The sequence below is a fragment of the Pelomonas sp. Root1444 genome (assembly GCF_001426885.1).
Classification (GTDB): Bacteria; Pseudomonadota; Gammaproteobacteria; order Burkholderiales; family Burkholderiaceae_C; genus Pelomonas.
The window spans coordinates 148,106-168,041 of record NZ_LMFP01000028.1 but is presented as its reverse complement, the minus strand read 5'-3'; the positions used below and the strand labels follow the sequence as shown (position 1 = coordinate 168,041).

Annotated in this window: 17 protein-coding genes; 10 read left to right on the top strand and 7 right to left on the bottom strand. The window is 68.4% G+C overall.

Going from position 1 to position 19,936, the window contains the following annotated elements:
* Positions 1-26 precede the first annotated feature (26 nt).
* Genes ASD35_RS18650 through ASD35_RS18635 form a run of 4 tightly spaced genes read left to right on the top strand, consistent with a single transcriptional unit; the run spans position 27 to position 5,635 of the window.
* The gene (locus tag ASD35_RS18650) at positions 27-1,292 is read left to right on the top strand and encodes an oligosaccharide MFS transporter (protein WP_056876470.1); all 1,266 of its coding nucleotides are present in this window, start codon (positions 27-29) and stop codon (positions 1,290-1,292) included.
* Positions 1,293-1,300: 8 nt separating this feature from the next.
* The gene (locus tag ASD35_RS18645) at positions 1,301-2,503 is read left to right on the top strand and encodes a glycoside hydrolase family 88 protein (RefSeq protein WP_056876469.1); all 1,203 of its coding nucleotides are present in this window, start codon (positions 1,301-1,303) and stop codon (positions 2,501-2,503) included.
* Between the two features lie 2 nt (positions 2,504-2,505).
* The gene (locus ASD35_RS18640) at positions 2,506-4,158 is read left to right on the top strand and encodes a glycoside hydrolase 43 family protein (protein ID WP_056876468.1); all 1,653 of its coding nucleotides are present in this window, start codon (positions 2,506-2,508) and stop codon (positions 4,156-4,158) included.
* Positions 4,159-4,180: 22 nt separating this feature from the next.
* On the top strand, positions 4,181-5,635 hold the full coding sequence (locus ASD35_RS18635; protein ID WP_157275663.1) for a glycoside hydrolase: 1,455 nt from the start codon (positions 4,181-4,183) through the stop codon (positions 5,633-5,635).
* Between the two features lie 405 nt (positions 5,636-6,040).
* Here the strand turns inward: ASD35_RS18635 and ASD35_RS18630 are convergent, their stop codons facing one another.
* The gene (locus tag ASD35_RS18630) at positions 6,041-7,009 is read right to left on the bottom strand and encodes a hypothetical protein (RefSeq protein ID WP_157275662.1); all 969 of its coding nucleotides are present in this window, start codon (positions 7,007-7,009) and stop codon (positions 6,041-6,043) included.
* Here ASD35_RS18630 and ASD35_RS28165 point away from each other — a divergent pair.
* The 6 genes from ASD35_RS28165 (at position 6,899) to ASD35_RS18605 (ending at position 13,596) form a co-directional block, all read left to right on the top strand.
* A complete protein-coding gene (locus ASD35_RS28165; protein ID WP_235538438.1) occupies positions 6,899-7,501 on the top strand; it encodes a transposase domain-containing protein in 603 nt (200 codons plus the stop codon). The genes ASD35_RS18630 and ASD35_RS28165 overlap by 111 nt on opposite strands.
* On the top strand, positions 7,395-7,751 hold the full coding sequence (locus ASD35_RS27665) for a hypothetical protein (protein ID WP_056876465.1): 357 nt from the start codon (positions 7,395-7,397) through the stop codon (positions 7,749-7,751). The genes ASD35_RS28165 and ASD35_RS27665 overlap by 107 nt, the downstream gene beginning before the upstream one ends.
* 256 nt (positions 7,752-8,007) lie before the next feature.
* Positions 8,008-8,751, top strand: coding sequence for an ABC transporter ATP-binding protein (locus ASD35_RS18620; protein ID WP_056876464.1), 744 nt, complete (start codon positions 8,008-8,010; stop codon positions 8,749-8,751).
* Positions 8,751-10,178, top strand: a complete 1,428-nt coding sequence (locus tag ASD35_RS18615) for a DUF3526 domain-containing protein (protein WP_056876463.1) — start codon at positions 8,751-8,753, stop codon at positions 10,176-10,178. The genes ASD35_RS18620 and ASD35_RS18615 overlap by 1 nt, the downstream gene beginning before the upstream one ends.
* Positions 10,175-11,539, top strand: a complete 1,365-nt coding sequence (locus tag ASD35_RS18610; protein WP_056876462.1) for a DUF3526 domain-containing protein — start codon at positions 10,175-10,177, stop codon at positions 11,537-11,539. Before ASD35_RS18615 ends, ASD35_RS18610 begins: the two co-directional genes overlap by 4 nt.
* A 23-nt stretch (positions 11,540-11,562) precedes the next feature.
* A complete protein-coding gene (locus ASD35_RS18605) occupies positions 11,563-13,596 on the top strand; it encodes a TonB-dependent receptor (RefSeq protein ID WP_056876461.1) in 2,034 nt (677 codons plus the stop codon).
* A gap of 36 nt (positions 13,597-13,632) precedes the next feature.
* Here ASD35_RS18605 and ASD35_RS18600 read toward each other — a convergent pair whose 3' ends face one another.
* From ASD35_RS18600 to ASD35_RS18575, 6 genes are all read right to left on the bottom strand, one after another.
* Positions 13,633-14,310 carry an aldolase gene (locus ASD35_RS18600; protein WP_056876460.1) on the bottom strand — a complete coding sequence of 226 codons (678 nt, stop codon included), beginning with the start codon at positions 14,308-14,310 and terminating at the stop codon, positions 13,633-13,635.
* Positions 14,307-15,578, bottom strand: coding sequence for a 3-oxo-tetronate kinase (gene otnK / locus ASD35_RS18595; RefSeq protein WP_056876459.1), 1,272 nt, complete (start codon positions 15,576-15,578; stop codon positions 14,307-14,309). Before otnK ends, ASD35_RS18600 begins: the two co-directional genes overlap by 4 nt.
* 17 nt (positions 15,579-15,595) lie before the next feature.
* Positions 15,596-16,258, bottom strand: coding sequence for an aspartate/glutamate racemase family protein (locus ASD35_RS18590; protein ID WP_056876458.1), 663 nt, complete (start codon positions 16,256-16,258; stop codon positions 15,596-15,598).
* Between the two features lie 6 nt (positions 16,259-16,264).
* Positions 16,265-17,422 carry an MFS transporter gene (locus ASD35_RS18585; RefSeq protein WP_056876457.1) on the bottom strand — a complete coding sequence of 386 codons (1,158 nt, stop codon included), beginning with the start codon at positions 17,420-17,422 and terminating at the stop codon, positions 16,265-16,267.
* 10 nt (positions 17,423-17,432) lie between these two features.
* Positions 17,433-18,758, bottom strand: a complete 1,326-nt coding sequence (locus tag ASD35_RS18580; RefSeq protein ID WP_056876456.1) for an FAD-binding oxidoreductase — start codon at positions 18,756-18,758, stop codon at positions 17,433-17,435.
* A 484-nt stretch (positions 18,759-19,242) separates the two neighbouring features.
* Positions 19,243-19,548: a hypothetical protein gene (locus tag ASD35_RS18575; RefSeq protein ID WP_056876455.1), complete on the bottom strand. Its 306-nt coding sequence runs from the start codon at positions 19,546-19,548 to the stop codon at positions 19,243-19,245.
* Between the last annotated feature and the right edge of the window lie 388 nt (positions 19,549-19,936).

Here is a 19,936-nt window from a genome sequence, read left to right as displayed (position 1 = left end):
GTCTTCCGTACCCCTCATTGCGAGCCATGACCCCCAAGCAGTCCCACTACCGCTTCCTGAGCACGTTCGTCTACGTGTACTTCTTCGCCCAGGCGATGAGCGTGTCGCTGCTCGCCTTGTGGCTGCGCTCGACGCTGGAGTTATCGGGTACCGAGACCGGCATCGTGTTCGCGGCCAACGCCTTCGCGGCGATGTGCTCGCAACCGGTGTACGGCTACCTGTCCGACAAGCTGGGCATGCGCCGGCACATCCTGTGGGTGGTGGGCGTGCTGTGCATGACGTCCGGGCTGTTCCTGGTCTATGTCTACGGCCCGCTGCTCAAGACCAACGTACTGGCGGGCGCGGCCGTGGGCGGCATCTATCTGGGCATCACCTTCCTGGCCGGCAGCTACGCCATCGAGTCCTACGTCGACCGCATCGGCCGCGCCTACGGCTTCGAGTACAGCCGCGTGCGCCTGTGGGGCTCGCTGGGCTTCGCGTCGGCCGCCTTCATGAGCGGCCGCCTCTACAACCTCGACCCGCACTACAACTTCATGCTGGCCTCGGTCGCCGGCCTGGTGCTGGTGGCCATGCTGGCTTTCTGGCGCCTGCCGGCGCACGGCGCGACCGACACCCGCGAGCAGGCGCTGCGCTTGCGCGATGCGCTGGCGCTGCTGCGGGACAAGGCCTTCTGGCGATTCATGGTGTTCGTGCTGACGGTCACCAACATCTACCTCGTCTACGACCAGCAGTTCCCCAGCTACTTCGCGGCCCAGTTCCCGGACAAGGCAACCGGCGCTGCCATGTTCGGCTACCTGAACTCGCTGCAGATCTTCTTCGAGGCCGCCGGCCTGTTCCTGTCGCCGCTGCTGGTGCGGCGCATCGGCGCGAAGAACGGCCTGCTGCTGGCCGGAACCATCATGGTCCTGCGCATCTTCGGCTCGGGCGTGGCCGTCGGTCCGGTCTCCATCTCGGCCATGAAGATGCTGCACTCGGTCGAACTGCCGATCCTGGTGGTCTCGGTGTTCCGCTACATCGCCTGTCACTTCGACAACCGGCTCGCGTCGACGGTCTACATGGTCGGCGTGAGCTTCGGCCACTCCCTCGGCCTGGCGCTGCTGTCACCCATCGTGGGCAGGAGCTACGACCTGATCGGCTTCCCCAGCTCCTACCTGCTGCTGTCGGCCGTCGGCGCCGGCTTCCTCGTCCTGTCGGCTTTCAGCCTGTCTCCGACCCCTGCGGAAACAGGATCGCCGCCTCACCCTGACGACTCGCCCGAACAGACGGGCGACGTCGCGAAAGCATCCAGCTGATCCCACCCATGCGAGAGACCCTGCACCCGGCCAAGCCGGAGTTCCTCCACATCGAACGCCTGCCGAAAGCCTGGCTTGAGCAACCCTCCAAGACAAGGGTCGAGCGTGCCATCGCCGCGGCGGTCGCGGCCGTCGCACGAAACCTCGACCACTTCGGTGACACCTTCCCCGAGCCGTCCAGCCAGGGCGGCATTTACCCCGCGATGGGCAACACCGAGTGGACCAATGGCTTCTGGACCGGCCAGCTCTGGCTGGCCTATGAACTCAGCGGTGGCGACAAGTTCCGGGAGGCGGCGGAGCGCCACGTGGCCAGCTTCTTCGACCGCCAGCGCGACCGCATCTCCACCAACCATCACGACCTGGGTTTCCTGTACAGCCTGTCCTGCGTCGCCGGCTACAAGCTGACCGGCAGCCGCGTGGCAAAGGACGCGGCCCTCGGCGCCGCACAGCTGTTGATGGAGCGCTTCCACACCGGCGCCGGCATCATCCAGGCCTGGGGCGACCTGAACGATCCGGCGCAACGCGGCCGCATGATCATCGACTGCAACCTCAACCTGCCGCTGCTGTACTGGGCGGCGGACGTCACCGGTGACCTGCGCTACCGGGCGGCGGCGGACCGGCACATCGAACAGGCCGCGCGGCACATCGTCCGCGCCGACGGCTCGACCTATCACACCTACTTCTTCGACGCCGACACCGGCCGGCCTCGCGGTGGCAACACGCACCAGGGCGTGGCGGACAGTTCCTGCTGGTCGCGCGGCCAGGCCTGGGGTATCGCCGGCTTCCCGCTGGTCGCCCGGCACAAGGATGACCCGCGCCTCATCGAGCTTGGCCAGGTGCTGGCCAACTACTTCCTCAACCGCCTGCCGTCGGACGGCATCTGCTACTGGGACCTGATCTTCACCGACGGCCCGGAGGAGCGGGACAGCTCCGCGGCCGCCATTGCCGCCTGCGGGCTGCTCGAGCTGGCCAGCCAGATGCCGCTGCTGGACCCGCAACGGTCGATCTATGAGCATGCGGCCACCGGGATGATCCTGACGCTGGCCGCGAGCTATTTCGCCAAGGATGCGGCGCCCGGTGCCGGCCTGCTGGTGCATGCCGTCTATCACAAGCCCAACCGCATCGGCGTGGACGAGTCCTGCGTCTGGGGCGACTACTTCTACCTCGAAGCGCTCGCCCGACTGACGCGAATCTGGAAGCCCTACTGGTGATCATGCGCAAGACCTTGTCATTGCTTCGTCGTGCCCTGCAGGGGCTGCTGGTTGCTACGGCGATCGGGACCGTGGTGCAGGCCCAGGGGCTGCAGCCGGGCGCGCCCTGGGTTGCCGACCTCGGCGACGGGCGTTATCGCAACCCGGTGCTGCACACCGACTATTCCGACCCCGACGTCGTCCGCGTGGGCGCGCGCTTCTACATGACGGCATCGAGCTTCACCAACGTGCCGGGGCTGCCGCTGCTGGAGTCGCCCGACCTGGTGAACTGGACGCTGGTCGGCCATGCGCTGCCGGAGCTCGTGCCGCGCGAAACCTTCAGCAAGCCGCAGTACGGCAAAGGCGTCTGGGCGCCGGCCATCAGGCACCACAACGGCAAGTTCTTCATCTTCTATCCGGACCCGGACTTCGGCATCTACGTCGTCGAGGCCGAGAACTTCCGCGGGCCCTGGAGCACGCCGCGCCTGCTGATCGCCGGCAAGGGCCTGATCGACCCCGCGCCGTTCTGGGACGACGACGGCAAGGCCTACCTCGCCTACGCCTGGGCCTTCAGCAGGGCAGGGAAGAACAACCTCGTCACGCTGCAACGCATGGAGCCGAACGCCGCGCGCATGCTGGACGAGCCTGCCGTTGACATCATCAACGGCGCCAACTTTCCCGGTTATCACACCGTGGAGGGCCCGAAGCTCTACAAGGCCCATGGCTACTACTACGTCTTCGCACCGGCGGGTGGTGTCGAGATGGGCTGGCAGGCGGTGTTCAGGTCCAGGTCACTGACGGGGCCGTACGAAGTCCGCAATGTCATGGACCAGGGCGACACGCCGGTCAACGGGCCGCACCAGGGCGCGTGGGTTTCAGCGCCCGATGGCAAGGACTGGTTCGTGCACTTCCAGGACAAGGGGCCGTACGGGCGCGTCGTGCACCTGCAGCCGATGACCTGGAAGGACGGCTGGCCCCTGATCGGCCAACCCGGCCGGCGCGCTGGCACGGGCGAGCCTGTCATGACCTTCAAGAAGCCGGTGCAGGGGCACGGCGCCGCCGCGCCCGCCCACAGTGATGACTTCAAGTCGCCCACCCTGGCGCCGCAATGGACGTGGAGCGCCAATCCTCAACCCGGCTGGTATGCGCTCGACCCCAAGGCCGGGCAGTTGCGGCTGTTCACCGTTGCATCGCCGGAGGCCGACGGCTTTGTCCGCGCCTCGCCGGCCATCCTGGCCCAGCGCGCACCTGCTTCGCGCTTTCTCGTCACGACCCGGCTGCGGCTGGACAACCCCAATGAGGGCGACCGCGCCGGGTTGATCGTCAATGCCATCCAGTACACCTGGCTGGGGCTGCGGCGCAGGGCAGGGGTGAACGAGCTGGTGCAGGCGGTCTGCGGCCCCTTCGGGCCGCGCTGCCAGGAGCAGGCGACGGTGGTGCTGTCACCGGCGCCGCAGGAACTGACGCTGCGCCTGTACATCAACGAAGGCGCCTTCGTGAACTTCGCCTACAGCGTCGACCACAAGACCTTCATCAAGGCGGGGCCGGCATTCCCGGTCACGCGCGGCGGTTGGGTAGGTGCGCAGGTCGGGCTTTTCGCGGTGGGCGACAAGCCCGGTTCCTGGCTGGACGTCCAGAGTTTCGAGCTGACGGCGCCCGGCGCCGGTCCTTACTAACCGGCAGTCGAGGAAGAACACGATGCCTTTCATGCGAATTCTTGTCGGCCTTTTCATCGGCCTGCTGGGGCCATTCGCGCCCGCCCACGCCGAGCGCAACGAAGTGCAGGTGCACCCGTTCCCGAACCCCATCCGCTACACCCATCACAACGATGATTTCACCGTGCGCGTGCGCGTCCCCGGTGGCGGCTGGAAGGATTTGTACGAATACAAGGTCAAAGTCGATCTGGACAACCCCAGCGACGCCTCGATGGTGCACTTCAATTTCGATGGCACGGTCGAGCTGGCAATTCAGAAGAACAACGGCATGTTCTCGAAAGTCGCCGTCAGGCCCGAGTCGAAAGGACTCAAGCCTGTCGTCAAGGACGGGATTGCCTACGTCACCCTGCAGCGCCCTGAGAACCTCAGTATCGAATTCGATGATGACCGGCGGCACAACCTGCATGTGTTCAGTCACGCCATCCGCCGGGATATGCCTGTGACCGCCGAGCAATCCTCCAACGACATTGCCGCGGGTCAAACGCCAGATCTCAGCCAGAAAACCGTGTTTTTCGGCCCCGGGGTTCACAGCGGAGAATTCCGGCTGCGCTCGGGCAGTACCGTCTATATCCACGGCTCGGCCATCCTGAAGAACCCTCTCATCCTGGACGGCGTGGAGAATGTGAAAGTCGTCAGCGACGGATTGTTCGACAGCGTGGAGATGACGACGATACGCAATGCCCGGCATATCGAAATCGACGGACCGATCTTCATCAACCAGCCGCACGGCACGCTGCGATGCGTCAATTCGCAAGACCTCACCGAGCGCAACATCCGCACTATCGGCGCTGGAAAATGGTCGGACGGCCTGGGGCACTTTGCGTGCGAGCGGGTGACGATCACCGACAGTTTCATCCGCACCTCGGACGACTGCCTGACGTTCTACAACCATCGCTGGGACATCTGGGGAGATACCCGGGACATCGACGTGAGCAGGACCACCTTGTGGGCCGACATTGCGCATGCCGTGATGATCGGTATCCACGGCAACACGCCTTCGCCGGCGCACCCCAAGGCGGAAGTGCTGGAGCGGCTGCGCTTTTCCAACCTCGACATCCTGGATCATGACGAAGATGACCCCGAGTATGAAGGTGCGCTCGGCATCATGGCAGGAGACGATAACGTGGTGCGCGACGTGATATTCGAGAATATTCGCGTCGAGCGCATCGAAGAGGGCAAGCTGTTCAGTTTGAAGATTGCCTATACCGCGAAGTACAACACCAGCCCGGGGCAGAGCGTTGAAAACATCACCTTGCGCAACATCCACTATTCAGGCAAAGGTTCACCGAGCGCATCTTTGATCGCCGGGCGGAATGCCGAACGCAAGGTCAGGAACGTCGTGATCGACAACGTGACCGTGGGCGGAAAAAAACTGACGCGGCCGGAGATGGGCACCCTCGAAATCAACGAGTTCGTCGAGGACGTGCAGTTCCGTTGAGGGCTGTCTGACGCTGTGCGGACATCTGCAAGTTGAGCGAGCGAAGCGCGCGGCGGCAAGCCTTTGGAGTACGGTCTGGCGCTGCCGGGATAGAGCGCTGCTGGAAAGCGTTCTATCTCCGGCAGCTACGGAGAATGTTCTACGGATTGCTGCGGCCTGATTGAATGCCGGAAGGACGGCTCTTCGTGAGGAAGATGATCTAACCCCTTGAATTTGTTCATGTCCGCCCATTCCGCGACTCATCTATACGTTTTAAAAAAGTGCATTAGACCGTGTTGCGCGCAGCCAGTTGCACGAAGACCATTCGCGTGACAGCCAGATGCAGTAACGATAGGTGCCTCCAAACCAGCTTGTAGCAGTGGTGGGACAGGCAAAACCAGGCACCCGCGCACGTCGCCTTCGGCCCTATGCGGAGACCGCCACGGCCCTGAATCGTGAGATCTCGCCGTAAGCCAAAACGCGGGGGTTTTTTGTGGCGACGGGGAAGCGGCTCACCACGAAATGCTTGATCGCCGTCAGGCCTAATTCCGCCAACAGCAGGTGCTCCCGGCCGCGCTCCTTTTCGAGGGCCTTCCGGTAGGCCTCGTCGAGAGAGCGGTTGTAACGAAAGAATCTCCGCACGTCCGCCTCGATCCGATTCAAGTCGACGAGGTTGTTCTTGCACTGGACGTTGTAAATGACGCCGTCGAGCGTCGCAACGACGTCGAACTCAGCGCGCCCGACTCGCTTGATCTCCGTCACGTGGAAACCGTGAGCCCGCAGCGCCGCTTTGACCGAATTTTCAAAAATGAATCCGGAGCGGATCTGGTATCGACGGACGCGGTTCAGACAGACGTTCTTCCAGTGATTTGCGAATCGACTGAGCAGGGTGATCGAGGTGACCAGGTCGCCGCCGACGCGGGTGAACGGCGCGTAGGTGCTGGTGTTCTCGACGTAGTCGGCGCCGTCAACGATGAGCGCCTTCTTGATGGCGTCGGGGAGCTCCTGGTCGGAACACAGCTCGTCGAAGCCCCTGGCCGTCAGCCGAACGAAATACTCGTCAACAACGAGAGGGATCAAGCTGCGGATGAAGTTGGCCAGCTGACCGTACGTCGTCTCCTGGAGGTTGAACTCGGCGTACGCGGCGGCAATGTGGACGAGGTTGTTCTCCAGCTCGGCCTTGGAGAAGATCAGCCGTCGTACCGACGCGCCGCCGGAAGAACTTGACGAAATTCGTCCGGCTTGCTGAAGCCGAGCAACTCGCCAATGGCGACCGACGTCGACGTGCCATGCACGAGCAGGCGGTGCGCTTCCAGCGCGACGCGCCGGTCCACCGTTTCCTTGGCCGAATGCCTCCAGCACGTCGTTGCAGACTCGCGTCAACGTGCTCGTCAAGACGCCCAATCTTTCCGCGAGCAAAGGCCACGGACGACCGGTTGTAGACCAGTCTATCCAGTTCGCGCCGGACGAGGTCCCGTCCCAGGTTCAAAACCCCGACAAGAGTCCGTTTGTCGATACCTTCACGTCGATCGATCCGGCGAAAGCCAAGGCCAAGGCTTTTGCCGACACGTGGCGGAAGGCACAGACCGAACTACTGCTGGTAGCGCGACATTCTCAACAACGCACAGTTCGGTTTCGGTGCAGTCGGTGCGCCTGAACGGGCACGACCCCTGGGCCTACCTGCGCGACGTGTTGGCGCGGCTGCCGACGCTGCCCAAGCATCCGCTCAAACGAGAATCGATCTCATTACAATCAGTTCCGTCTGCGACCAAGCCAAGCCTTGGACGCCTACCCCCTGCTTCCCGTGCGCCGTTTCAACAGCTCCGTCACCCGCTGGCTGCTCGCCGTCTTTGCGATGAGCGTCCTGTTGGCGTGGCCGCTCCATGAAACCCAGCATGCTGCCGCGCAGCCTGTTGCCGGTGCAATGTCCGATGAGGATATGGGCGGGGGTGAGGGTGGGCTGTCAGGCGGCTGCCTGTGGTGCGTCTTTCACGCCGACCACCTGGCCCCGTCGGGCGTGCCGCCCATGCTGCGCCTGCACGCCGAGGTCTCGCCGCCGCCGGCGACCCTCATCGCTGGCCTGCCCGCCGGGCCTTGTGCGCTGGCGGCCGCACCGCGCGGCCCGCCGCTGGCCTGACGACCACCGCGTCGTCAGGCGCAACCAACGTCTCGCTGCCTGCCGCCTGCGCCTGTTCGCGGCAGTTGCCGGCGTTCGACTTCAGCCTGTTGCGCTCGTCACCCTGACGCTCCCGTACGAGGCGTGACCGCCTCTTCCCCGCCTCTTCCTCGCTGTGGCGCCGCCCTGGGCCGCGCCTGCGCGTCCGTTCGGCGTTGCGACCGGCGCGGGTGGCCGACCGTGCCCCGCGCCGTCCTGCCAGCAAGCGATCCAAGACATGAGCCTGATTTCGACCAACCCTTCCCAACCCATCCTGCTCGCACAGGGCGTGACGGCCGGATATGCCGACCGCACCATCCTGCGCGGACTCGACCTCGCCGTCCTGCCCGGCCAGATCTATGCGCTGCTCGGTGCCAACGGCGCCGGCAAATCGACCGCGCTGAGCCTCTTCCTCGGCTTCCTGCGGCCGCGGTCCGGCACCCTGCGCGTGGCCGGCATCGACCCCGCCGCCGAGCCCGCCAAGGCGCGTTCGCAACTGGCCTACATCCCCGAGAACGTCGCGCTCTACGGGCACCTGAGCGCACGCGAGAACGTGGCCTACCTGCTGCACCTCGCCGGCCGCAAGGAGAGCGATGCCGCCATTGGCGCCGCCCTGCAGGCCGCCGGCCTGGCCCCTGCAGCCCATGACCAGCGGGTGGCCGGCTTTTCCAAGGGCATGCGGCAGAAGGTCTCCATCGCGCTGGCTTTGGCGCGCAGGGTGCCGGCGCTGCTGCTGGACGAACCGACCTCCGGCCTGGACCCGCAGGCCACGGCGGACTTCCATGCGCTGCTCGATGCGCTGCGCAGGCAGGGGGTCGCCGTGCTGATGGTCACCCACGACCTGCTGGGCGCGGTCGATACCGCGGACTGCATCGGCTTTCTCGACCAGGGCCGCATGGCTGAGGAGGTGCGCACGGCAGGGACGGAACGCTTCGACGTGCAGGCTCTGCACCGGCGCTATGCGCGACTGGAGGCGGCGTGATGAGGTCCGCCTTGCGGATCGCACGCGAGGAGTGGCGCCGCCTGCGCCGCGAGCGCGCCGCCTGGGCGGCGTTTGTTGTGTTGATGGCGTTGTGGGCGACGTCCGCCTTCACGGCCTGGAGCCAGCAGCGGGACATCGATGCCGACCGCAGCCGCCGCCAGGCGCAGGTCGACCATGAGTTCGAGGCCCAGCCCGACCGGCATCCGCACCGCATGGTCCATTACGGGCACTTCGTGTTCCGGCCGGTCCATCCGCTGGCGGCGTTCGACCCCGGCGTCGAGGCCTACACCGGCCACACGCTCTTCCTCGAGGGGCACCGCCAGAACAGCGCCAACTTCGGCGACGTGCGCCAGTCGTCGCTGCTGCTGCGCTTCGGCGCACTGACGCCGGCCATGGTGCTGCAGGTGCTGGCGCCGCTGGTGCTGGTCTTCCTCGGGCATGCCGTGGTGGCCCGCGAGCGGGAGTCCGGCACGTTGCGTCTGCTGCTGGCGCAGGGCGTCACACCAGGGCAGCTCGTGCTGGGCAAGCTGCTGGGTCTCGTCGGGCTGGCGGCACTGCTGCTGGCACCGGCGATGGCGGGGCTGTTGGCCGTTGCCGTCGCGGGTTCGGCGCCTGCGGGCGCGACCGCGGTGCTGGCGGCCGGCCATGCCTTGTGGATGCTGATCTGGGCCGTGGGAGTTGCTGCGGTGTCGGCACTGTGCGCGCGGGCGCAGACCGCGCTGGCGGCGCTGCTCGTCGCCTGGGCGTTCGGTGTCGTCGCGCTGCCTCGCCTGGCGACGGAGCTCGCCGCCGCCAGCCTGCCGCTGCCGACGCGGCTGGAGACCGACATCCGCATCGCGCGCGACCTCGCGCAGATCGGCGACAGCCACGACCCCGACGACCCGTACTTCAACGGCTTCCGCCAGCAGGTGCTGGCGCAATACGGCGTCAGCCGCGTCGAGGACCTGCCGGTGAACTACAAGGGGCTGCTCGGCATGGAAGGCGAGCGGCTGACCGCCCGCCTGTTCGAGCAGTACGCTACGGCGGCGTTCGACCTGCAGCAGGCCCAGGTGCAGCAGCTGGACCTCTGGGCGCTGCTCGGGCCGGTCATCGCGCTGCAGCGCCTGTCGATGGCGCTGTCGGGTACCGACCTGCACAGCTATCGCCGCTTCATGGAAGCCGCCGAGCGCCACCGGTACCAGTTCGTGCAGGCGCTCAACCGGCTGCAGGCGGACAAGCTCAGCTACGCCGGCGACCGCTCCAGCCGCGACAGCCGCATCGGCCATGAGCACTGGCAGGGCATTGCCGAGTTCCGGCTCGAACCCGAACCGCCGCGCGAGGCCCTGCGGCGCGCGCTGCCCGCGGCGGGCGTGCTGCTGGGCTGGGTGGTCGCCGCGCTGGCGCTGCTCGGCTGGGCCGCCCGCCGGCTGGCGAGGAGCGCCCCATGAGCTGGCTGCCCCATGAACTTCGATTGCTGGCGCGGACGCCTGTCGCAGCGCTGGCCCTGGGCCTGCTGTTGCTGCTGTCGTCGCTGGCGGTGGCGTCCGGCACCTGGGAGATCGGGCGGCAGCGCGACACCCTGGCGCGCCTGGCCGCGTTGCAGCAGGGCGAGCTGGCCGCGCTGGCCGGCAAGCCGCAGGTAGCACAGGACGCAGGCTCGGCGGCCTACTACAGCTTCCACCGCACCTGGGACCCACCGGACAGCGCCGCCTTCCTGGCGCTCGGCATGCGGGACAGCGCGCCTTTCGTGTTGCGCGTGCGGGCGCTGGCCCTGCAGTCGCAGCTGCACGAGGGCGAGAACTTCAACCCGGCGCTGGCCGCGATGGGCCGTTTCGACCTGGCCTTCGTGCTGATCTACCTCGCCCCGCTGGTGCTCATCGCGCTGCTGCATGACCTCGTCAGCGCCGAGCGGAGCGCCGGCCGCCTGGGCATGCTGGCGTCGTTGCCTCAGGGCGGCCATCGCCTGTGGCAGCGCCGCGCCGTGCTCAGGGCCGGCCTGGCGTTCGCCTGCGTGGCGCTGCCGGTGCTGGCGGGCGGGCTGTTCAACGGCATGCAGGCCGCGGCGCTTGCGGCGGTGATGGGGGTCATCGCGGCCTACCTGGCGTTCTGGGCGGGTCTGTCCGTCATCGTCGCCTGCGGCGGGCGCAGTTCGGCGGCCCATGCCACCGCGCTAATGGGCGCCTGGGTGCTGTCGACGCTGGTGCTGCCGGCCCTGGCCAACATCGCGCTGGCGCGCAGCATTCCGGTCCACCAAGGTGTGGACCTGACGCTGGCCCAGCGCCAGGCCGTGCATGCAGCCTGGGACCGCCCGCCCGGCGAGACGATGGAGCGCTTCCTCCGCAGCCATCCGCAATGGCGCGACACCGCCCCTCTGCCGGCCGGCTTCCACTGGAAATGGTACTTCGCCTTCCAGCAGCTGGGCGACGAAAGTGTGGCCGAGTCGGTGGCCGACTACCGCGCCAGCCTGCTGGCCCGGCAGCGCTGGACCGAGCGCCTGGGCTGGCTGCTGCCGGGCGTCGGCGCACAGGCCGCGCTGCACCGCGTCGCCGGCACCGACCTGGCCGCCCAACTGGGCTACCAGGACGCCATCACGGCCTTCCACGACCGGCTGCGCGCCTTCTTCTACCGCTACCTCTTCAACGAGCAGGCCTTCGGCGCCGCGGACTTCGCCGCCCAGCCACGCTTCGAGCCGCCACCCCGGGCCTTGGCGATTCCCGGCGGGCAGCTCGCCGGCCTGGCGCTGATGGCGCTGGCCGCCGTCTGCATCGGCTTGCGCCGCAGCCAGGGCGAGAGTCTTCCGGTGCGCTGAATCACTCCACACCCCCATTGACCATGAACACACAACCCAAACCCGCCATCCTCTGCATCGCCTGCCTGTTGGCGTTGTCGACGGCTCGCGCCCAAGACAAGCCTCGGGAATCCGGCGTCGGCTTCGAACTTTCGCGCGTGGTGGTCACGGTGCCGGCCGTCGGCTCGCTCAGCGCCAAGGCCCTGCTCACCTCGGTCGACAGCTTCGGCGGCGACGAGCTGCAAGCGTCGGTCGTTGGCAGCAACTGGGAGCTGTTCGCGCGCCTGCCCGGCATCAACCTGACCAACTTCAACCAGGGCAACACCTCGGGCAAGCCCGCCATGCGCGGTTTCAACGGCGAAGGCGAGGTGAACGCCGTCAAGCTGCTGGTCGACGGCGTGCCGTCCAACAGCAACGACGGCGCCATGCCCTTCATCGACCTCGTCACGCCGCTCGGCCTGCAGGCCATCACGGCGGTGCGCGGCACCAACGATGCGCGCTATGGCCTGCACAACATCGCCGGCAACCTGGAGATGCTGACGCGCGAGGGTGGCAACGCCACGGACCTGCGCATCGGCGCCGGGCCCTGGGGCAAGGCCGACGCCCAGCTCGCGGTGGACCGCGAGGCCGGCGGCTTCACTCAGAACTACTCGCTCGGCGTGCGCCATGCCGACGGCTGGCGTGACCATGCCAAGGCCGACCGCATGAGCTTGGCCGGCAAATGGGGCTACACGCCGCAGGGGCAGGACCTGCGCTTCGGCCTGGCCCTGCGCGCCCACCGCGCCGAGGCCGAGGAGCCGGGCTACCTGAGCCAGGCCGATGCCGCGGTCGACCCGCGGCGGTCCTACGCCACCTCAGCCTCCGACGGCGGCAAGCGCAAGCTCGGCCAGGCCAGCTTCAGCATCGAGGGCGGGCGGCGCAGCACGCTCTCTTGGCGCACGCTGGTCTACGTCAATCGCTTCGAAGACCAACGCTGGGTGCGCTTCTCGGCCGGCGTCTCGCAGCAGGAACGCGACAGCGACGAGACCCACCGCGGCGTGCGCACCATCGTCAGCTGGCGGCCGCAGGTGCCGGGTCTTGCCGACTTCGCACTCGAAGGTGGCGCCGACACCGAACGCCAGCAGAACACCAGCCGGCGCTACACCACCGTCGAGCGCGTGCGCAGCGCACAGACGCGCGACCACGTCTGGCGGTTCGATACGACCGGCGTCTTCGTGCAAGCGGTGCTGAAGCCGACGCCGACACTCAAGCTCGTGCCCGGCTACCGGGTGGACCGCATCGGCGGTCACTTCAGTGACCAGCGGGCCGGCACGCAGGTCCCCATCAACGACTACGGCAGCATAGGGCAACCCAAGCTGAGCGCCGTCTGGACGCCGACGCCGGGCTTCAGTACCTACGCCAACTGGGGCCGCACCTTCCAGGTCGGCCTCGGCGCCGCCAGTTTCAAGATCCCGCCGCGTACCGCCGATCTCGCCCCGTCGCTCAACGACGGCATGGAGCTTGGCATGACGCTGCGCATGGGCCAGCTGGCCGATGTCCGCATCGCCACCTGGCGCCAGACGGCGACCAACGAGGTCTATCGCGAGGCGAACAACCCGAGCGGCGACTCCGTCAACATCGGCGCCACCCGGCGCCGGGGCACCGACCTGCAGCTGCGCCTGCGTCCGACGCCGGGCATCGACACCTTCGCGACGCTGGCCCTGCAGGAAGCGCGCATCACCGTGCCCAATCCGGCCGCCCCCGGGACCTTGGGCAAGGAGGTCGACCACACGCCGCGCCGGCTCTTCAATGCCGGCATCGACTGGCAGGCCAGCCCCGACCTCAAGCTGACCGCCTGGCTGCAGGGGCAGGGCAGCTACTGGCTGGAGCGCACGAATGCGCTGACGGGCAAGTACGGCGCCTATCGCACGCTCAACCTCGGCGCCAGCTGGGCCGTGACGCCGGTGCTGCAGGTCGAAGCCCAGCTGCTCAATGCCGGTAACGGGCGACGCGAGTACGTGTGGTGGGACGGCAGCCAGACGCTGCATTCGCCCGGCGAACCGCGTTCGTTGAACGTCGCGCTGCGGCTGTCCCTGTAGGGTTGCAGGACCGCGGCGTGAGCTTCGGGACTGGCGCTACCAGGACGCGTCGAAGGTGTCGCGCAGCTCTTGCACCTGCGCGTCTCCGAGCGGCTCGACCTCGTCCTGCGCGAGCAGCGCCAGCCGTGCGGTCTCCTCCAGCTCCTCCAGCACCGCCGCGGCGCTGGCGGGATCGTCGTGCCAGACGTTGGGCCCGAGGCGGCTGAGCATGACGGCGCGCAGCTGGATGCCGCGCGCGGCATAGGCGGCGATGCGCTCGGCCACCCGCTCGGCGACGGCGGGATCGCCGGGCCGGTGGTAGGGCAGCAGCGGCACGCGGCCCACCTTCATGACGAAGTAGGGCGTCAATGCCGGCAGCAGCTCGGCGTCGTGGGACTGTGGCCGGCCGCGAAGCGTGAGCGCCACTGTGTGGGTGCTGTGCGTGTGCAGCACCGACCGCGCCGGGTGGCCGGTGGCTTGCGTCGCCGCATAGATGGCGCGGTGCAGTGTGATCGTCTTGCTCGCGCGGTCGCCGGCGAGCTGGCGGCCTTCGGCATCCAGCCGGGCCAGCCGCTGCGGCTCGAGCCGGCCGAGGCAGGCGTCGGTCGGCGTGATGAGGAAGCCGCCGTCGTCCAGCCGCACGCTGATGTTGCCGGCCGTGGCGTGCACATAGCCGCGCGCGTACAGGCTCTCGCCGATCATGCAGATGGCCTCCCGGGCCTGCGTCTCGTTCATGCCAGGCATTCGAAGGCCTCGTGGAAGAACGCGGACCCGCCGAAGTTGCCCGACTTCAGCGCCAGGTGCAGCCCGCGGGGTGCGAACGGCGAACTCGCATGGCACCAGGGCACGCCGGGCGCGATCTGCGGGCCGATACGCAGGCGGTCGATGCGCAGCGCCTGCACGCAGGCGCCCGAGGTCTCGCCGCCGGCCACCACGAGCTGCCCCACGCCTTCGCGCACGAGGCCGCGCGCCACCGCGGCCAGCGCCTGCTCCACAAGGGCACCGGCGGCGTCGACGCCGAGCTTCTGCTGCGCCGCCTTCACGGCGGCCGGCTCGGCCGTGGCGTAGACCAGCACCGGCCCCTGGGCTAGGCGCGGCCGCGCCCAGTCCAGCGCCTGCGTGACGACGTCGACGCCGTTCGCTAGCTGCAGCGGATCGACCGCGAACCCGGCGCCACCGGCATCGAGGAAGGACCGCACCTGGCCATTGGTCGCCACCGAGCAGCTGCCCGACACAATGGCCCGTGAGCCCTGTGCCGCGGGCAACTGCGCCGCCGCGGCGCTGCGCTCGTGCATGCCGAAGTTGCGCGGTAGCCCCATCGCGATGCCCGAGCCGGCGGTCAGCAGCGGCAGGTCGGCCCAGGCGGGGCCCATGGCCACCAGCTCCGCGTTGGACGTCGCGTCCACGACGGCGATCTCCACGCCCTGGGCGCGGAGCTGCGCGATGCGGTCACGAACGGCCTGCGCGCCGCGGGCCACGCTGGCGTGGTCGATCAGGCCCACCCTGCGCGTCGTCTGCGCCTGCAACACGCGCACGAGGTTGGCATCGCTCATCGGCGTGAGCGGATGGTGGCGCATGCCCGACTCGTGCAGCAACGCGTCGCCGACGAACAGGTGGCCCTGGAACACCGTGCGGCCGTTGTCGGGGAAGGCGGGGCAGGCGATGGTGAAGCCGCAGCCGAGCGCGGTCATCAAGGCGTCCGTGACGGGGCCGATGTTGCCCGCCGGCGTGGAGTCGAAGGTCGAGCAGTACTTGAAGTAGACCTGGGCCACGCCCCGTTCGCGCAGCCAGGCCAGCGCGTGCAGCGACTGCGCCACCGCCTGCGCCGGTGCGATGGTGCGGCTCTTCAGTGCGACGACGATGGCGTCGGCCTCCTCCTCGAATGCGCTATCGGGCACGCCGACGGTCTGCACGACGCGCATGCCGCCGCGCACGAGGTGGTTGGCGAGGTCGGTGGCGCCCGTGAAGTCGTCGGCGATGCAGCCCAAGACGGGTTTGTTCATGGGGGCTCCCGCTGTGATCAGGCCGCCGCGGCCACGCGCGCCACGACGTCGCGGACCATCCACTCCGGGCTGGCGAGCGCTGTCTTGCCGGTGGCTTCGGCGAGCGGCCCGGCCAGGTGGGCGAGCGAGGCCTGGGCCAGCACCAGCCGGTCGGCGCGCGCCGCGAGGGCCAGCGCCGACTCCGTCACCAGCGCATCGTGCGTTTCGCGCTTACCCGCCGACAGCGCGTCGAACGCGCCTTCCACCAGCACGCATTCCGCCTCCACCCGCGCGCCGGACGCCGCGGCATGTTCGGCCAGCAGCGAACGGCTGGGTTCCAGCGTCGAGCGCGTCGTGTACAGCAGGCCGACACGGCCGTCGCTGCGGGCCGCCTCGGCGTACATCGCGTCGTCGATCTTCACGATGGGCACCGGCACGAGCCGGCGTGCTACATCAATGGCTGGAGAGGTGGAGGAGCAGGTGAAGACGATCAGGTCCGCACCCGCATCGGCCGCCAGCGTGGCCAGTGTAACGATGCGCCGCGTGATGGCGGGCGACGGTCCGTCCCGCAGCAGGTCGTGCAGCACGCTCTCGTCGAGCAGGTGGAAGCAGCGCTGCTGCGGCAGTTCGGCCTGGAAGCGCGGCCGAAAGCGCTCGACGAGCAGGGCCACGGTGTGGATGAAGGCGATGGAACGGATCATGGGTTCTCAGTGGTCTTTCAGGGGAAGCGCGAGACGCGCGCCGGCAGCCGCCATCACGCCGGCGGCCCAGAACACGCCGGCCGCGCCGACCAGCGAGCCGGCCGCGCCCGACAGCATGGGAATGCCGACGCTGGAGGCGTTGTTCACGATCACGCGCATCGCCACCGCCTCGCCGTAGCGGTGCTGCGGCGCGAGCCGGTGCAGCAGGCTCATGACCATGGGCTGGGTGCTGCCGAGGCTCAAGCCCAGCAGCGCGGAGCACAGGCCCATGGCGAGCGGCGTCTGCACGAGCGGGTAGACGGCGAACAGCAGCGCGGTGGCGGCCATCGCGGCGAGCAGGACGGCCCATTCGCGCAACTGCGCGGCCACGAGCGGCGTCAGCAGCCGGACGGCGGCGGCCCCGATGCCGAAGGCGCCCAGGATGCTGCCGATCACCGAGGCCGGGACGCCGCGCTCATGACCGAGCACGGGCACGAGGAAGGTGTGCACGTCCCAGCAGCAGGACAGCAGGCCGGTCACGAGCAGCAGCCGGCGCAGGCCGGCATGGCGCCAGAGGTCCCGGACGCTGCGCCCGCTGGTGGGCACTTCGTGCGGCGGGGCCGCAGGATCGACCGCTCCCCGCACCGCCAGCCAGGCCAGCAGCGGCAGCAGCGCCAGCCCCACGAAGGCGGCGCGGAATCCGGCGCCGTCGATGAGCAACCCGGCCATCAGCGGGCCCAGGACGTTCGACAAGGCCAGGCCAATCGCCAGCCACGCGAACGCCTCGCGCAGCGTGGCCGGATCGCCCGCGACCCGCGGCGCATGGCGCTGGACCGCAATGACGGCGACGCCGCCCGCGCCGCCGGTGAGGAGGGCGCTGACGCACAGCACCGGGAACACCGGCCATGCAGCGGCCATCGCGCAGGCCGCCATGGCCACCACCACGGCCATCGCGAGAGGCCGCTTCAACCCGCTGCGCTCGCAATAGCGGCCAGCGGGAAGGGCGAGAAACACCTGGGCGAGCGCGAACAGCGCGATCAACCCGCCCACGGCCGCTTCGCCATGCCCCTGCCGCAGCGACTGCAGTGGCGCGGCCATCCGCAGGCCGGTCACGCTGGCATTGACGAACAGCAGGGCGAGCACCAGCCTCGCCAGCTCGCCGGCTGGACGTTGGAACGAGGCCATCCCGTGGCCTTTAGAAGTCGGCGACCTGGCCCCAGGCCGACTTCGCGAAGCGCGCCGGGTGGTAGGGCTTGGGATCGAAGAGGGTCGGCGCGCCCGTCGTCAGGTCGGCGATCAGGTGGCCTGCGCCGGGGCCGATGCCGAAGCCGTGGCCCGAGAAGCCCGCGGCCAGGATGAAGCCGGGGATCTCCGGCACCTCGCCGATGCCGGGCACGCCATCCGGCGTGTTGTCGACGAAGCCAGCCCAGGCGTTGGCGATGCCCGCCTGGCCCAGCGCCGGCAGCAGTTCGGCCGCACGGTGGAAGGTCTGCTTCACCGCCGCGGCATCCGGCCGGGGGGCGAGCACGCGCACCCGTTCCATGGGCGTGGGCGCATCCAGCCGCCACCGTGCCAGCGTCTCGTGGCCGCCGCGTATGCCTTCCAGGCCGCCCGGAAAAACATTGCGCCAGCGCTTGGCGAACATCGGCAGGAACTGCGGCGCAAAGCGCAGCAGCTGCGCGGTGGGATCCACCCGCCCACGTCCGCTGATGGCGAGGTTGTAGCTGCCGTCGCTGCGCCGGGTGACGGACACGCGCGCGGTGTGCAGCGCTGCCGGCAGGCGCTCGGCCACGGAGGACACGCGCACGATGGTCTGGCGAACCGTGGCCTGTGGAAACCTGATGCCCAATTGGCGCAGGAAGGACGAAGCCCACGCGCCACCGGCATAGACGGCCGTGCGGGTCTTGATGGTGCCGGCCTCCGTGACCACGCCGCTGAGTCGTCCGCCCTCGCGCTCGATGCCGCGCACGGCGCAGTTCTGGTGGACGGTGCCGCCGAGCTTCATGAACGCCGCGGCCACGGCCGGCGCCGCCTTCGACGGGTCGGCCGTGCCATCGCTGGGCGAGAACACGCCACCCTTCCACCCGCGGCCGGTGGCCCGGCCCCGCTCGCTGGCCTCGCGGGCGCTCAGCATGTGCGTCGTCACGCCGGCCGTCTTCGCGAACTCGCCCCACTTGGCCCAGCGGGCGATCTCGCCCTCGTCGTCGCTGAGGTAGAGCAGGCCGCAGCGGCTGAAGCCGGTGTCTTCACCCGTGTCCGCCGCGAACTGTTGCCACAGATCGAGGCTGCGGGTGGCCATGGGCAACTCGCGCGCATCGCGGTTCTGCTGGCGGCACCAGCCCCAGTTGCGGCTCGATTGCTTGGCACCGATGCGCCCCTTCTCGACCAGCGCGACCGACAAGCCGCGACGCGCCATGTAGTAGGCCGTGAAGACGCCGATGATCCCGCCGCCGATGACGACGGCATCGGCTTGGGTTGGCAGTGGGGAGGAGGAATCGATGAGGCGCAGGGGCTGTGGCATGGACGGGTCCCGGTCGTTCGTTCAGGCGGGCGTGAGTGGCTTGGCGCAGGTGCGGCATCGCCATCGCGGATGGCCACAGCTTAGGGGCGGTCGCGAAGAGGGTGGTGCCGTTGCTGGGGCGCAAATCCGCAGCTTCGTCCGCGATGGGCGTACCGGCCGAAACATGCTGCGGTGGCCCTCCGGCAACAAGGATGGCGACCCCAGTCCTGTATCGGCGGCCCAATGAGCCCAATCGGCTCCGGCCGCCTCCCAAACGGCTGCGAGCGCTGTCGCGCGGATCATAGGCAGGACGGCGCGCCAGTGAACTAGGGTTTGAGCTGAACTCACGTGCCAGCAGGGTCAGGGCTTCATCTCCGGGTTCAACTGCGCGAAAGTGAAGCTGTAGCCGTCCGATTGGGTCGTGAAGACCTTGGTATTCGTCACCGACAGCGATCCGCGCCGGGCGACGGCTGACGCAGTACCTCGCCCAGGCACTGATCGACGCTTAGCCTTTCATTTGGCGGCGCAGCCAGGCGCGGAACAGCTGGTTCTCCGTCAGGTGGCCACGGATGGAGGCGTCCACCAGACTTTCTGCGAGGTAGGTGTCGAAGAGAACGCGCTTGATGCGGAAGCGGCACGGGAAGACGTCGCTGCCAGCGCCGACCACCGACACGTGCACCGTACCGACGTACTCGTCGACGTGGCCGCCGTAGGTGACCTCGCGGTCGGCCTCGGCCGTGTAAGTGACCTCGATGGGAAACCAAGCGGCCTGGATGAGGGTGACGGGGATGGTGCTTTCGACGCAGAGCATGCGTGGCTCCTAAGTGGTGAAGCGGCCAGTCTGCAGGGCCCGATGTGCGCGGCCGAGGGCTGTTCTCCGGATTTCAACTTGACCCCTGGGCCATCACTGACGGGTCCTGACGAACGCGTCTCCGCGCTTGGCCGCGCATTGGTAGCCGGCGTCAGCGAACGCGACGACTTCTTCACCGTGCAGCAGTCCTGCGGTAAGCGCGCAGCGAAGTCATGTTGACGCCACATGCCCGGCGGGTTAGCTGCGGGTTCGCTACGAATCGGGCGTACCGGACACTCATCGTTCTTTGAACGTGGCCTCGAACTCGGCCGGCGGGACGTAGCCCAGTGGCTCCATCAATCGGTGGTGGTTGAACCAAGCCACCCATTGCAGGGTCGCCAGTTCCACA